Annotated in this window: 12 protein-coding genes; 9 read left to right on the top strand and 3 right to left on the bottom strand. The window is 70.9% G+C overall.

Going from position 1 to position 14,529, the window contains the following annotated elements; genetic code table 11:
* The first annotated feature begins 30 nt into the window (after window positions 1-30).
* Entirely contained in the window at window positions 31-2,004 is a 1,974-nt protein-coding gene (locus ACFCY7_RS20945; RefSeq protein WP_376487241.1) for an ATP-dependent DNA helicase, read from the top strand.
* A gap of 91 nt (window positions 2,005-2,095) precedes the next feature.
* On the opposite strand, the gene lexA is transcribed toward ACFCY7_RS20945, so the two are convergent.
* Window positions 2,096-2,884, bottom strand: a complete 789-nt coding sequence (lexA, locus tag ACFCY7_RS20940; RefSeq protein ID WP_017237805.1) for a transcriptional repressor LexA — start codon at window positions 2,882-2,884, stop codon at window positions 2,096-2,098.
* A gap of 445 nt (window positions 2,885-3,329) precedes the next feature.
* Between lexA and nrdR the strand changes: the two genes are divergently transcribed.
* From nrdR to ACFCY7_RS20925, 3 genes are all read left to right on the top strand, one after another.
* The gene (gene nrdR, locus ACFCY7_RS20935; protein WP_376487237.1) at window positions 3,330-3,839 is read left to right on the top strand and encodes a transcriptional regulator NrdR; all 510 of its coding nucleotides are present in this window, start codon (window positions 3,330-3,332) and stop codon (window positions 3,837-3,839) included.
* Between the two features lie 173 nt (window positions 3,840-4,012).
* Window positions 4,013-6,904 (top strand): vitamin B12-dependent ribonucleotide reductase, encoded by a 2,892-nt coding sequence (locus tag ACFCY7_RS20930; RefSeq protein ID WP_376487235.1) that lies wholly within the window; start codon window positions 4,013-4,015, stop codon window positions 6,902-6,904.
* A gap of 306 nt (window positions 6,905-7,210) precedes the next feature.
* Window positions 7,211-7,951: a class I SAM-dependent methyltransferase gene (locus ACFCY7_RS20925; protein ID WP_376487232.1), complete on the top strand. Its 741-nt coding sequence runs from the start codon at window positions 7,211-7,213 to the stop codon at window positions 7,949-7,951.
* 146 nt (window positions 7,952-8,097) lie between these two features.
* Here the strand turns inward: ACFCY7_RS20925 and ACFCY7_RS20920 are convergent, their stop codons facing one another.
* Window positions 8,098-8,625, bottom strand: coding sequence for a TerD family protein (locus ACFCY7_RS20920; protein ID WP_376487229.1), 528 nt, complete (start codon window positions 8,623-8,625; stop codon window positions 8,098-8,100).
* A 143-nt stretch (window positions 8,626-8,768) separates the two neighbouring features.
* Here ACFCY7_RS20920 and ACFCY7_RS20915 point away from each other — a divergent pair, with 143 nt between their 5' ends.
* The 4 genes from ACFCY7_RS20915 (at window position 8,769) to ACFCY7_RS20900 (ending at window position 12,012) form a co-directional block, all read left to right on the top strand.
* Complete coding sequence (locus tag ACFCY7_RS20915) at window positions 8,769-9,599, top strand: arylamine N-acetyltransferase (RefSeq protein WP_376487226.1); 831 nt, start codon at window positions 8,769-8,771, stop codon at window positions 9,597-9,599.
* A 42-nt stretch (window positions 9,600-9,641) separates the two neighbouring features.
* On the top strand, window positions 9,642-10,247 hold the full coding sequence (locus tag ACFCY7_RS20910; protein ID WP_376487224.1) for a YdbC family protein: 606 nt from the start codon (window positions 9,642-9,644) through the stop codon (window positions 10,245-10,247).
* Between the two features lie 181 nt (window positions 10,248-10,428).
* Window positions 10,429-11,088: a histidine phosphatase family protein gene (locus ACFCY7_RS20905; protein WP_376487222.1), complete on the top strand. Its 660-nt coding sequence runs from the start codon at window positions 10,429-10,431 to the stop codon at window positions 11,086-11,088.
* Window positions 11,089-11,100: 12 nt separating this feature from the next.
* Window positions 11,101-12,012, top strand: a complete 912-nt coding sequence (locus ACFCY7_RS20900) for an ADP-ribosylglycohydrolase family protein (protein ID WP_376487219.1) — start codon at window positions 11,101-11,103, stop codon at window positions 12,010-12,012.
* 141 nt (window positions 12,013-12,153) lie between these two features.
* On the opposite strand, the gene ACFCY7_RS20895 is transcribed toward ACFCY7_RS20900, so the two are convergent.
* The gene (locus tag ACFCY7_RS20895) at window positions 12,154-13,707 is read right to left on the bottom strand and encodes an MFS transporter (RefSeq protein ID WP_376487217.1); all 1,554 of its coding nucleotides are present in this window, start codon (window positions 13,705-13,707) and stop codon (window positions 12,154-12,156) included.
* A 132-nt stretch (window positions 13,708-13,839) separates the two neighbouring features.
* On the opposite strand from ACFCY7_RS20895, the gene ACFCY7_RS20890 reads away from it, so the two are divergent.
* A complete protein-coding gene (locus tag ACFCY7_RS20890; protein ID WP_376487215.1) occupies window positions 13,840-14,466 on the top strand; it encodes a TetR/AcrR family transcriptional regulator in 627 nt (208 codons plus the stop codon).
* Window positions 14,467-14,529: the final 63 nt, after the last annotated feature.

Raw genomic sequence — 14,529 nt, 5'->3', positions numbered from 1 at the left:
GTCAGTGGTGCCCCGTAGGCTGGAAGGGCTATGACGAAGCCATCCCTCCCCGACCTCCTCCACGCCGCCGTCACCGCCGTCGGCGGCACGGAGCGGCCCGGCCAGGTGACCATGGCCACGGCCGTGGCCGAGGCCATCGACGACAACTCCCACCTCCTCGTCCAGGCCGGCACCGGCACCGGCAAGTCGCTCGGCTACCTCGTGCCGGCGCTGGCCCAGGGCGAGCGGGTGGTGGTGGCCACCGCCACCCTGGCGCTGCAGCGCCAGCTCGTCGAGCGCGACCTTCCCCGGACGGTCGACGCGCTGCACCCGCAGCTGCGCCGCCGCCCGCAGTTCGCCATGCTCAAGGGCCGGTCGAACTACCTCTGCCTGCACCGGCTCCACGAAGGGGTCCCGCAGGACGAGGAGGACGGCCTCTTCGACCCCTTCGAGGCGGCGGCGCCCAGCAGCAAGCTGGGCCAGGACCTGCTGCGGCTGCGGGACTGGTCGGACGAGACGGAGACCGGCGACCGGGACGACCTGACGCCCGGCGTCTCCGACAAGGCCTGGGCGCAGGTCTCGGTCTCCTCCCGGGAGTGCCTGGGCGCGAGCAAGTGCGCGTACGGCCCGGAGTGCTTCGCCGAGGCCGCCCGCGAGCGCGCCAAGCTCGCCGATGTCGTCGTCACCAACCACGCCCTGCTCGCCATCGACGCCATCGAGGGCGCCCCGGTGCTCCCGCAGCACGAGGTGCTCATCGTCGACGAGGCCCACGAGCTGGTCTCCCGGGTGACCGGGGTGGCCACGGGGGAGCTCACTCCGGGCCAGGTCAACCGGGCCGTGCGCCGGTCGGCGAAGCTCGTCGACGAGAAGGTCGCGGATCAGCTGCAGACCGCGGCCGAGGGCTTCGAGCGGGTCATGGAGCTGGCTCTGCCGGGCCGTCTGGAGGAGGTCCCGGAGGACCTGGCATACGCGCTGATGGCGCTGCGCGACGCGGCGCGCGCCGTGATCACGGCGCTGGGCTCGACCCGCGACCGGTCCGTCCAGGACGAGGACGCCGTGCGCAAGCAGGCCATGGCCTCGGTGGAGACCGTCCACGGCGTGGCGGAGCGGATCACCCAGGGTTCGGAGTGGGACGTCGTCTGGTACGAGCGTCACGACCGCTTCGGCGCCTCGCTGCGGGTCGCGCCGCTCACCGTCTCGGGCCTGCTGCGGGAGAAGCTCTTCACCGAGCGGTCCGTGGTGCTGGCCTCGGCCACGCTCAAGCTCGGCGGCGACTTCAACGGCGTCGGAGCCTCGCTCGGGCTGGCCCCCGAGGGCACGAAGGGCGACGACCTGCCCGTCTGGAAGGGCCTCGACGTCGGTTCTCCGTTCGACTACCCGAAGCAGGGCATCCTGTACGTCGCCAAGCACCTGTCCCGCCCCGCGCGGGACGGGGAGCGGGGCGACATGCTCGACGAGCTCACCGAACTGATCCAGGCGGCCGGCGGCCGGACCCTCGGTCTGTTCTCCTCGATGCGCGCGGCGCAGCAGGCCGCGGAGGAGCTGCGGACCCGGATCCCGGAGATGCCGATCCTGCTCCAGGGCGAGGACACCCTGGGCGAGCTGATCAAGAACTTCGCCGCCGATCCGAAGACCTGTCTCTTCGGCACGCTGTCGCTGTGGCAGGGCGTGGACGTCCCGGGGCCCAGCTGCCAGCTGGTCGTGATGGACAAGATCCCGTTCCCGCGCCCGGACGATCCGCTGATGAGCGCGCGGCAGAAGGCCGTCGAGGAGGCCGGGGGGAACGGCTTCATGGCGGTCGCGGCGACCCACGCGGCGCTGCTGATGGCGCAGGGCGCGGGCCGGCTGGTGCGGGCCACGGGCGACCGGGGTGTGGTGGCGGTCCTCGACCCGCGGCTGGCCACGGCCCGGTACGGCAGCTATCTGAAGGCCTCGCTGCCCGACTTCTGGTACACCACGGACCGCAATCAGGTGCGGAAGTCCCTGGCGGCGATCGACGCGGCCTCGAAGGCGGCGAGCGGCTGAGTCCCGGTGGGTGTCGGGGCCCTGCGGACACGGCAGGGCCCCGGGACCGGCGCAGTTGGTCCCGGGGCCCGGTCAGAGCCGGCGGGATGTGTCACACCCGCCGCAGCACCGCCACGACCTTGCCGAGGATGGTGGCCTCGTCGCCGGGGATGGGCTGGTACGCCGCGTTGTGCGGGAGCAGCCAGACGTGGCCGTCCTCGCGCTTGAAGCGCTTCACGGTCGCCTCGCCGTCGAGCATGGCGGCGACGATGTCTCCGTTCTCCGCGACGGGCTGGCGGCGGACGGTGACCCAGTCGCCGTCACAGATCGCGGCCTCGATCATGGAGTCGCCGACGACCTTGAGGACGAACAGCTCGCCGTCGCCGACCAGCTGCCGGGGGAGCGGGAAGACGTCCTCGACGGACTCCTCGGCCAGGATCGGGCCACCGGCGGCGATCCGGCCGACCAGCGGGACGTACGACGCGGCGGGCTTGCCGGTGGTGTCCGTCGGCTGGGTGTTCGGCTGGTCCGATCCGCGGACCTCGTACGCCCGGGGGCGGTGCGGGTCGCGGCGGAGGAAGCCCTTGCGCTCCAGTGCCATGAGCTGGTGGGCCACGGAGGACGTGCTGGAGAGGCCGACCGCCTGCCCGATCTCGCGCATCGACGGCGGGTAGCCGCGCCGCTGGACCGAGTCGCGGATGACTTCGATGACCCTGCGCTGCCGGTCGGTGAGTCCCGAGCTGTCCGCCCGGATGCCTGGAGGTCGCCCGGGGAGGGCGCGGGCGGGTCGCCCGGGCTCCTCGCCGTTCATGCTTGCGTCATTCATGGCGTGCACCGGCTCGAGTCGGCCCTGGGAGCGGTCCTGGGCGGTGATGGTGGCACTGTCTGCGGTGGTGGTCACGTCGTCGGCCCCTCTCGAATGGTCTCCCTGGCTGGCACAACGGTAGTAGCTTTCGAAAGGTTGCGCCAAACACACGTTCGAGTGAAAAATCGCAGATTGCCTTACGCCTTTATGCATGGGGGTGTATGAGCACTCTCACGCCGCACCCGTCGCAGCCGCGACGAGGTGCGTGACGGTAACCTCGCCGCTGCGTCGCGGGCGTCCGTCGCGCCTTCCAGTGTCGCATCCGCGGGCCCGGAATCCCGGTACCGGGGGCATTGCGACACGCGCAGGGCGCGGAATCGCCCGCAACCCAAGATCTAGTGGTTGTATGGCACCGGCCACCCAGGGGTTGTGGTCCTCGGTCTGCCGAGGGTGCCCGTATCGCCTATGCTGGTGGTCGCTTCGCAGGGCCTTGACGGGCCGGCGAGGCTCGTCAGTCGTGCCGTGAGGAAGGGTCGGAACCTTGCATTGCCCCTTCTGCCGGCACCCTGACAGCCGTGTCGTCGACAGTCGCACCACCGACGACGGGACGTCGATCCGTCGCCGTCGCCAGTGCCCCGACTGCTCCCGTCGTTTCACGACGGTGGAGACCTGCTCGCTCATGGTGGTGAAGCGCTCCGGCGTCACCGAACCCTTCAGCCGTACCAAGGTCATCTCCGGCGTCCGCAAGGCGTGCCAGGGGCGACCGGTCACCGAGGACGCCCTCGCCAAGCTCGGCCAGCGGGTCGAGGAGGCGGTGCGCGCCACCGGGAGCGCCGAGCTGACCACCCACGACGTGGGTCTGGCCATCCTCGGCCCCTTGCAGGAGCTCGACCTCGTCGCCTACCTGCGCTTCGCGTCCGTTTACAAGGCCTTCGACAGCCTCGAAGACTTCGAGGCCGCCATCGCGGAGCTCCGCGTGCGGCCTTCCACTGAGAACAGCGGGACCGGTGCGACCCCCGAGGTCCCCGTTCCCGTCACCGCCGCCGACTAGATCGGCGGTCCGGGCCGACCCAGGCCCGGCGACCGGCCGCCGTGCGGCCCGGCAGACGTGCCCCGAGCGACCCGCGTGGTCCTCGTGGCAGCAGTACAGAACGACGTACAGAAGACGGTGCCCTGGGACTATCTGGGCGCCAAAGTGTGTTTTGCCCGTATATGGGAGGCGGCATGACAGAGACGGCGAGCGGCCCGGCACGTGGTTCCCGCACCAAGGGACCCAAGTCGGCGAGCAAGGGCCTGCGTATCGAGCGCATCCACACCACCCCCGGCGTGCATCCGTACGACGAGGTGGCCTGGGAGCGCCGTGACGTCGTCATGACCAACTGGCGCGACGGCTCGATCAACTTCGAGCAGCGTGGCGTCGAGTTCCCCGACTTCTGGTCGGTGAACGCGGTCAACATCGTCACCAGCAAGTACTTCCGCGGTGCCGTCGGCAGCCCGCAGCGCGAGACCGGTCTCAAGCAGCTCATCGACCGGATCGTGAAGACGTACACGAAGGCCGGCGAGGAGTACGGCTACTTCTCCTCGCCCGCCGACGCCGAGATCTTCGAGCACGAGCTGGCCTACGCCCTCCTGCACCAGATCTTCAGCTTCAACTCGCCGGTCTGGTTCAACGTCGGCACGCCGCAGCCCCAGCAGGTCTCCGCCTGCTTCATCCTGTCCGTCGACGACTCCATGGAGTCCATCCTCGACTGGTACAAGGAAGAGGGCATGATCTTCAAGGGCGGCTCCGGCGCCGGCCTGAACCTCTCCCGCATCCGCTCCTCCAAGGAGCTGCTCTCCTCCGGCGGCAACGCCTCCGGCCCGGTCTCCTTCATGCGCGGCGCCGATGCCTCCGCGGGAACGATCAAGTCGGGCGGTGCGACCCGTCGCGCTGCCAAGATGGTCATCCTCGACGTCGACCACCCCGACATCGAGGACTTCATCGAGACCAAGGTCAAGGAGGAGGAGAAGATCCGCGCGCTGCGCGACGCGGGCTTCGACATGGACCTGGGCGGCGACGACATCACGTCCGTCCAGTACCAGAACGCCAACAACTCCGTCCGCGTGAACGACACGTTCATGAAGGCTGTCGAGTCCGGCGGGAAGTTCGGCCTCACCTCGCGCATGACCGGCGAGGTCATCGAGGAGGTCGACGCCAAGTCGCTCTTCCGCAAGATGGCCGAGGCCGCGTGGGCCTGCGCCGACCCGGGCATCCAGTACGACGACACGATCAACCACTGGCACACCTGCCCCGAGTCCGGCCGCATCAACGGCTCGAACCCGTGCAGCGAGTACATGCACCTGGACAACACGTCCTGCAACCTCGCCTCGCTGAACCTGATGAAGTTCCTCGACGACGACGGCAAGGGCGCCCAGTCCTTCGACGTCGAGCGCTTCGCCAAGGTCGTCGAGCTCGTCATCACCGCGATGGACATCTCCATCTGCTTCGCCGACTTCCCCACCCAGAAGATCGGCGAGAACACCCGCGCCTACCGCCAGCTCGGCATCGGCTACGCCAACCTCGGCGCCCTGCTGATGGCGACCGGCCACGCGTACGACTCCGACGGCGGCCGCGCCCTGGCCGGTGCCATCTCCTCCCTGATGACCGGCACCTCGTACAAGCGCTCCGCCGAGCTCGCCGCGGTCGTCGGCGCCTACGACGGCTACGCCCGCAACGCCGAGCCGCACCAGCGCGTCATGCAGCAGCACGCCGACGAGAACACCAAGGCCGTCCGCTTCGACGACCTCGACTCGCCGATCTGGGCCGCCGCCACGGAGGCCTGGCAGGACGTCGTCCGCCTCGGCGCGAAGAACGGCTTCCGCAACGCGCAGGCCTCGGTCATCGCCCCGACCGGCACCATCGGTCTCGCGATGTCCTGCGACACCACCGGCCTCGAGCCCGACCTCGCCCTGGTCAAGTTCAAGAAGCTGGTCGGCGGCGGCTCGATGCAGATCGTCAACGGCACCGTCCCGCAGGCCCTGCGCCGCCTGGGTTACCAGGAGGAGCAGATCGAGGCGATCGTCGCCCACATCGCCGAGCACGGCAACGTGGTCGACGCCCCCGGCCTCAAGGCCGAGCACTACGAGGTCTTCGACTGCGCCATGGGCGAGCGCTCCATCTCCGCGATGGGCCACGTCCGCATGATGGCCGCCATCCAGCCGTGGATCTCCGGCGCCCTCTCCAAGACCGTGAACCTGCCGGAGACGGCCACGGTCGAGGACGTCGAGGAGGTCTACTTCGAGGCGTGGAAGATGGGCGTCAAGGCGCTCGCGATCTACCGCGACAACTGCAAGGTCGGCCAGCCGCTCTCCGCCAAGAAGAAGGAGGAGGAGAAGGCCGAGGTCACCGCGAAGTCCGAGGCGACGATCCGCGAGGCCGTCGAGAAGGTCGTCGAGTACCGTCCGGTCCGCAAGCGCCTGCCGAAGGGCCGCCCGGGGATCACCACCTCCTTCACCGTCGGTGGCGCCGAGGGCTACATGACCGCCAACTCCTACCCGGACGACGGTCTCGGCGAGGTCTTCCTGAAGATGTCCAAGCAGGGTTCGACCCTCGCCGGCATGATGGACGCCTTCTCCATCGCCGTCTCCGTCGGCCTGCAGTACGGCGTCCCGCTGGAGACGTACGTCTCGAAGTTCACCAACATGCGCTTCGAGCCGGCCGGCATGACGGACGACCCGGACGTGCGGATGGCGCAGTCGATCGTCGACTACATCTTCCGCCGCCTGGCGCTCGACTTCCTGCCCTTCGAGACCCGCTCCGCCCTCGGCATCCACTCGGCCGAGGAGCGTCAGCGCCACCTCGACACCGGCTCGTACGAGCAGGCCGAGGACGAGGTCGACGTCGAGGCGCTGGCCCAGTCCGCGCCCCGCACCCAGGAGCTGAAGGCCGTCGCGGCCCCGGCCCCGAAGATCGAGGTCCCGGCTCCGAAGCAGGCGCACACCTCGGCGGAGCTCGTCGAGATGCAGCTCGGCATCAGCGCCGACGCCCCGCTCTGCTTCTCCTGCGGTACGAAGATGCAGCGCGCCGGCTCCTGCTACATCTGCGAGGGCTGCGGCTCGACCAGCGGCTGCAGCTGACACCTGACGGCGCGCGTCGGACCCGAGCGTCCGGCGTAGCCCGCAAGGGTCGCTGACCAGCGGTTCACGAAGGGGATCGGCCGAGTGCCGGTCCCCTTCGTCGTGCCCGTGGGAGTGTCTTCCGCACGCGTCCGGCGGCCCGGTGCCCGTACACAAGGCCGGTGACGTGTCCGGATCTTCGTGGCTTCCGCCAGTACGACGGTCCGTCAGGAGGCGGGGAGACTACCGCCGGAGGCCGAGGCGCGTCCCGGGGGGCGGGAGGCGCCGCGGCCGTGAATCCGACGGCGTACAGGGGAGGGCGGCACGATGAGCGTGCAGCAGTATGACGAGATCGGTGAGGCGTTCGAGGGCTTCAAGGCCCTTCCGGCGGTGCGGTACGGGGAGGTGCCGAGCTTCCTCGCCATGGTCGGGGACGTGCGCGGCAAGTCGGTCCTGGACCTCGCTTCCGGGACCGGCTTCTACAGCCGGGAGTTCAAGCGGCGGGGCGCCGCCGACGTGTTCGGATTCGACATCTCCGGCGAGATGGTCGCCGTCGCGAAGGAGTTGGAGGAGCGCGATCCGCTGGGCGTGCGCTACGACGTCGCCGACGCGGCCGAACTGCGGCCGCTCGGGCAGCGCTTCGACGTCGCCGTGGCGGTGCAGCTGCTCAACTACGCCGAGGACATCGCGGCCATGGAGCGGATGTGCCGCAACGTGCACGCGAACCTGGCGCCCGGCGCCGAGCTCTTCCTGTTCAACCAGTCGCCCGACTACGACTTCGCCGGGCCCTCCCTGGCCAAGTACGGCTTCGTCACCGAGCTGACCGGCGAGGAGGCCGAGGCCGGGCCGCGCGTCCGGACCACCGCGCTGCTCCACCGGCCGATCACGATCGTCAGCACTTTCCCGCGCCGCGAGGTGTACGAGAAGTGCCTGCGGGCGGCCGGATTCAGCGAGCTGACCTGGGTCCCGCTCACGGTGTCCGACGCGGGCGTCGAGGCGTTCGGCGAGGACTTCTGGGCGGACTTCCTCGCCAACCCGCCCCTGGAGATGCTGCGCTGCCGCGCCTGACCTGACGCCGGTCGCCCGTCGGCGGGCTCCGGGTCCGACCTGCGGCCGGTCCCCCCGGTGGCGGACTCCGGGCGGGACACCGGCCGTGCGGCAGGGGAGGCGTCGACCACCGGTCGGCGCCTCCTTCGCGCGTCCGCCCCGAAGGATCAGACCCGTGCCGTGCCCAGGAGCGTGGCGAAGGCCTGCGGGTCGGCGTCGAAGCCGTGGCTGATCGGACGGTACGACCAGCCGGCCCCGGCGCGGGTGAACTCGACGACCGTCGCCGACAGCGCGTCGGGCACGTCCGCGAAGTCGTGGGTCAGGAGGTCGTCGTACCCCTCGCGGACCCGTATGCCCGTGTTCGCTATCGAGCCGAACGCCAGTCGGCCGCCGTTCTGCTGTATCGCCACGCCCACCACCACGCGCGCGTACTCCGGGGCCAGCCGGTCCAGCTCCAGGGTCATGGCCTCGTCGTAGCCGAAGCCCTGGCCCGTACGGCTGTCGCGGTGGAGCGTGATCGTGCCGTCGGGGGAGCGGCTGCCGAAGTGCACCAGGTACACGGGCGCCCCGTGCGGGTCGGCGCCCGAGAAGACGCCCGCGACGAGATCCAGGTCGTGGGCCGGCGAGCCGGCCGGCGCGGGGTCCCACCTGAGCGTGACCTCGACCCGTCCCACCCCTTTGTTGAGTCCGCTCATCGTGCTTCCCCTCTTCCTGTGCGCCCCCGCGCACGCCTCGCCCGCATCCCGTCCACCCGCTGAAAAGCCCGTGGTCCTGGGCTGATTGCCCATGGTGTCATGGGGCTACGACAGAGGACCCGGCGCTTGAGGGGGAGAGCGGTTTGTGGAGCGGTGACGAGCTGGATCTCGACGCTTATCTGGCTCGAATCGGATACGAGGTCGGGCGTGACGGCGAACCCGCCGTCGATCTGCGGACGCTGACGGCGCTTCACCGGGCCCACGTCCGGGCCATTCCGTTCGAGAACCTCGACGTCGCCCTCGGCAGGCGGGTCCCGCTGGACCTGAAGAGCCTCCAGGGCAAGCTCGTCGAGCGGCGCCGGGGAGGCTACTGCTACGAGCAGAACTCCCTGTTCGCGGCGGTCCTCGAACGGATCGGGTTCCCGGTGGCCGGCCGCGGGGCCCGCAACCGGTCGCGCGGCGGGGCGCTGACGCCCGTCACCCACGCCCTGCTCGTCGTCACGGTGGACGGCGAACAGTGGCTCGCCGACGTGGGGTTCGGCTGGCAGGGACCGCTGGAACCGGTGCCCCTGCGGGATGGTGCCCGCGTCGAGCAGGGCGGCTGGACGTTCGGGATCGGCGTGGAGGACGAGGGCATCCACGTCCTGCGCTCCCTGCGTCCGCAGGGCTGGACCGACCTGTACGCGTTCGCCCCGCAGACCCTCTACCCCGGCGACTTCACCGTCATGAACCACTACAGCTCCAGCCATCCGCAGTCGCGGTTCCTCGGCCAGGTCGTGGCCCAGCGCCCCGGACCCGGCGTCCGCAGGGCCCTCGTGCGCGACACGCTGTCGACGGTCCGCACGGACGGTGCCACCGAGGAGCGGGTGGTGCCCGTGGGTGACCTGACCGCCGTACTGGAGGACGACTTCGGGATCGAACTGGACGACGAGGAGCGCGCGGGGCTCGAGCGCGTGCACCCGGCGGGGTCCTGAGAGGGTCTGCCGGGGCGCTCTCCCGCCCCGTACGATGGCGCGGTGCTGGTCAAGTGGATTCGCTGCACCGTGACGGACCGTCGAGGGTTCGAGCGGGGACAGCGGAAATGGGCGGGGCTGCTCGGTGAGCCGGGATTCCGGGGCCAGGGCGGCGGGTGGAGCCGGGCTCGACCGGACGTCGCCCACATCTTCGCGTTCTGGGAGAGCCGGGCCTTCTACGACTCCTTCATGGCGCGGTCGCACGATCGTCTGGCGGCCTCGCAGGTGGGCACGTTCAAGGACATCCAGGTCAAGCTGTTCGACCACCGCTTCGACGTGAAGACCGGGTTCGAGCCGCGGTTCTCCGACGCCGACGTGGCACGCGTGGCGCACTGCCGTGTCCACGAGGAGCGCGCCGAGCACTTCGCCCTCATGCAGGAGAAGGTCTGGAACCCGGCGATGGCCGGGTCCCCCGGCATGCTGCGGGGCCTTTTCGGCGAAGCGCCCGGCAGCGAGTTCCTGGTGCTCTCCCTGTGGCACTCCGCCGCCGAGCACGGCAAGTACCGGGTGGAGCGCATCGAGCGCCTCGGGCTCCGCGCCCGCACTGCGGCCGACGTCGCGGCGCTCTCCGGCGACGTGGTGCAGCTCGAACCGGCGTGGACGGTGTGAACCGGCGTGGCGGTGTGATCAGGGGTGGCGGTGTGAACCGGCGTGGCGGTGTGAACCGGGCCGGATGATCCGCGTGGGCCCGGCCCGTACACCGTACGGGCCGCCCCGCCCGTGCACCGTACGGAGGTCGGGCGAGGGCCCGGCCGAGCCGGTCGGGTACCCGGGATCTAGGGTCGTGGGTATGGCACGACCGCGGCGCATCGTTCTCGTACGGCACGGCGAGTCCGAGGGCAATGTCGATGACACGGTGTACGAACGCGAGCCCGACCACGCGCTGCGCCTCACCGAGACGGGTCGGCGGCAGGCCGAGGCGACGGGCGAGCGGCTCCGGGACGTCTTCGGCGACGAACCCGTCAGCGTCTACGTCTCGCCGTACCGCCGCACCCACGAGACCCTCCGGGCCTTCCGGCTGCCTCCGGAGCAGGTCCGGGTGAGGGAGGAGCCCCGCCTGCGGGAACAGGACTGGGGCAACTGGCAGGAGCGCGAGGACGTGCGCCTGCAGAAGGCGTACCGGGACGCGTACGGGCACTTCTTCTACCGCTTCGCCCAGGGCGAGTCGGGCGCCGACGTCTACGACCGGGTCGGCGCGTTCCTGGAGAGCCTCTACCGCAGCTTCGAGGCCCCCGACCACCCGCCGAACGTCCTGCTCGTCACCCACGGACTCACCATGCGGCTGTTCTGCATGCGCTGGTTCCACTGGACGGTCGCCGACTTCGAGTCGCTGTCGAACCCCGGCAACGCCGAGACCCGCACCCTTCTGCTCGGCGAGGACGGCCGCTACCGCCTGGACAGGCCGTTCGAACGCTGGCGTACCCCGGAACCGTACGGCCACACCGGATAGAGTGGCAGAGCGATGACCGCTGACTCCTCACTCGACCGGCGCTTCGACCGCGCCCTGGCCAGCCTGCGCGGGCTGTCCGTGGGAGACGCCCTGGGCTCCCAGTTCTTCGTACCCGCCCACTACCCCCTGCTGAAGCGGCGTGAGCTCCCCGCCGGCCCCTGGCAGTGGACCGACGACACCGAGATGGCCTGCTCCGTCCTGGCCGTGCTCGTGCACCACGACCGCATCGACCAGGACGCCCTGGCGCTGTCGTTCGCCCATCACCACGACTTCGACCGCGGCTACGGCCCTGCGGTCAACCGGATGCTCCGGCTCATCAGGGAGGGCGGCGACTGGCGGGAGCTGGCCGCCGCGCTCTTCAAGGGCCAGGGCTCCTGGGGCAACGGCGCCGCGATGCGGATCGCCCCGCTCGGCGCCTGGTACGCGGACGACCCGGAGCAGGCCACGCACCAGGCCGAGATCTCCGCGTACACGACGCACCAGCACCGCGAGGCCGTCGTCGGCGCCATGGCCGTCGCCGCCGCGGCCGCGCTCGCCGCCGATCCCACCGGGCCGCCCACGCCCGAGGCGCTCCTCGACGGGGTCATCGCCCTGGTGCCGCGCAGTGCCGTGGGGGCGGGCCTGCGCAGGGCCCGCGACATGCTCGACTACGGCGACGCGACCACGGTCGCCGCCGTCCTCGGCAGCGGCCGGCGGACCAGCGCGCACGACACCGTGCCCTTCGCCCTCTGGTCCGCGGCCCGCGGCCTCGGCGACTTCGAGCGGGTGTTCTGGACGACCGCGCAGGTCGGCGGCGACGTCGACACGACCTGTGCCATCGCCGGCGGCGTGGTGGCCGGCACCGCGGCCGGTGCGCCGCCCGCCGAATGGCTGCGGCAGACCGAGGTGCTTCCCGACTGGGTTCCGGACGGGGCGTCGGCCTGACGCCGTAAGGCGCGCGTCGGTCGGCGTAGTCGATCGGCGTGCGTCGGGCGGCGCGGGTCGGGCTTCGAACGGCGTACGTGGTCCCCCGCCCCCCGTTCGGGGTGCGAGGGACCACGGCATCTACGGCCGGTTCTCCGGTGATCAGGCCATCGGGCCCGAAGCCTCCGCGCGGCCGCTCAGCGCCTCCAGGTCGGTCTTGCGGACCCGGATCATCAGGACGGCCGTGACGAGAGCGATCAGCGCCATCACCGCCGCCGCCATGAAGGCCGAGGCGATGCCCGAGGTCAGTACCTCGTGGCCCCACGGGGCGGGCAGCTGCTTGGTCTGCGCGAACGCGGCCTTCTGCTCGGGCGTCGAGGTCGAGAGGAAGGCGGGAACCTGCTTGAGGCCCTCCTCGCGGCTCGCCGTGCCGAAGACGGTGACCAGGATGGACAGGCCGAGCGAACCGCCGACCTGCTGGGTGGCGTTGAGCAGCCCCGACGCGGCCCCGGCCTCGTGCTGGGCCACCCCGGAGACGGCCGTGAGCGTCAGCGTCACGAAGTTGAGGCCCATGCCGAAGCCGAAGAGGAGCATCGGCCCGAGGACGCCGTCGACGTACCCGCTGTCCGCCGTGATGAACATCTGCCAGAACAGGCCCGCGGCGGTGATCGCCGCCCCCGCCACCATGAACGGCTTGGGGCCGAAGGCCGGGAGGAACCGCTGCGCGAGTCCCGCCCCGAGGCCGATCGCGACGGTCACGGGGAGGAAGGCGAGTCCGGACTGGATCGGGCTGTAGCCGAGGACGTCCTGGACCCACAGCACGATGAAGAAGAACATGCCGAACATGGCGGCCGACAGGCTGAGCATGATCACGTACGTGCCCGAGCGGTTGCGGTCCGCGAACATCCGGAGCGGAGTGATCGGTTCCTTGGCGCGCGACTCCACGAGCGCGAAGGCCACCAGCAGGACCACCGCCGTGATGAAGGAGCCGATGGTCAGCGCGTCCCTCCAGCCCTCCTCGGAGGCCCGGATGAAGCCGTACACCAGCGCCGCCATGCCCAGCGTCGAGGTCGCGGCGCCCGCGATGTCGAAACGGCCCGGGTGGCGCTCGGACTCGGCGATGTAGCGCGGGGTGAGGAAGGCGATCAGCAGGCCGATCGGCACGTTGACGAAGAGGACCCAGCGCCAGTCGAGCCATTCGGTGAGCATGCCGCCGGCGAGCAGGCCGATGGCGCCGCCGCCCGCGGAGACGGCGGCGAACACGCCGAACGCCCGGTTGCGTTCGGGCCCTTCGGGGAAGGTCGTGGTGATCAGCGCGAGCGAGGTGGGCGAGGCGATGGCGCCGCCCACGCCCTGCACGGCCCGCGCGGCGAGCAGCTGCCAGGGCTCCTGGGCGAAGCCGCCGAGCAGGGAGGCGAAGGTGAAGAGCAGGATGCCGGCCAGGAACACCCTGCGGCGCCCCAGGATGTCCCCCGCGCGCCCGCCGAGCAGCAGGAGGCCGCCGAAGGTGAGCGTGTAGGCGCTGAGCACCCAGGACAGGTCGGTCGTCGAGAAGGAGAGCGCGTCCTGGATGTGCGGCAGGGCGATGTTCACGATGGTCGCGTCGAGGACGACCATCAGCTGGCAGGCGGCGATGACGGTCAGGGCGATGCCCGGCCGGCCCGCGGAGCGAGCGGGGCCGTCCTTGGTCTGGGTGTCCAGCGGAGAAGTTGTCACTATGGATCCCCCACGGAAGAATTAGTGAACGCACCCGTTCACTGTTCGCCACGGTAGTGAGTCCCCCTCAGTGAACGCAACCGTTCACTGAGCGCTGCCGACGATCCGAATCGCCACAACGGAGAGAGCCTGATGGTTACTTCGCGCTCCGCGGCCGCCGCCCGGCCGGAAGGGGCGTCGCTGCGACGCCGCGGTCCCGTCCTCGAACGGGCCATCCTGGAGGCCGCGCTCGAACAGCTCGGGAGCGTCGGCTGGAACGGCCTGACGATGGAGGGCGTCGCGGTCGGCGCGCAGACGGGCAAGGCCGCGGTGTACCGCCGCTGGCCGTCGAAGGAGGACCTCGTCGCGGACGCCCTCCAGGCCGGACTGCCGACGCTCGACGAGGCCCCGGACCGCGGCGGCGTGCGCGAGGACCTGTACGGGCTCTGCCTCCGCGTCCGGGACGTCATGTACTCCAAGCCCGGCTTCGCCCTGCGCGCGGTGCTTCACGAGTGCGACGCCGACTCCGCAGGTCGGTTCCACGAACTCATCGTCACCGGGGTGGTCGAGCCGTCCACCCGCCTCTTCAAAGAGGTGCTGCGGCGCGGAATCGCACGGGGCGAGGTGCGGCCCGACGCGGTGGACGACCTGGTCCTCGACGTGATTCCCGCGATGATGATGTACCGCTCCAAGGTGTGCGGGAGTGAATGGCCGGACGACGAGATCGCCGCCGTGATCGACCGGATCATGATGCCGCTGGTACGCGCGGAACGCGGCTGACACGGGCGCGCGGGCACGGGAACGACGCTCCCGGAGGCCGGGCGCGGAGGCCTCCCCGGGGTC

It is taken from the genome of Streptomyces sp. NPDC056361 (genome assembly GCF_042262805.1).
Taxonomy (GTDB): Bacteria; Actinomycetota; Actinomycetes; order Streptomycetales; family Streptomycetaceae; genus Streptomyces.
Note: the sequence above shows the minus strand (reverse complement) of the source record. Positions and strands in the feature narration are given on the sequence as shown.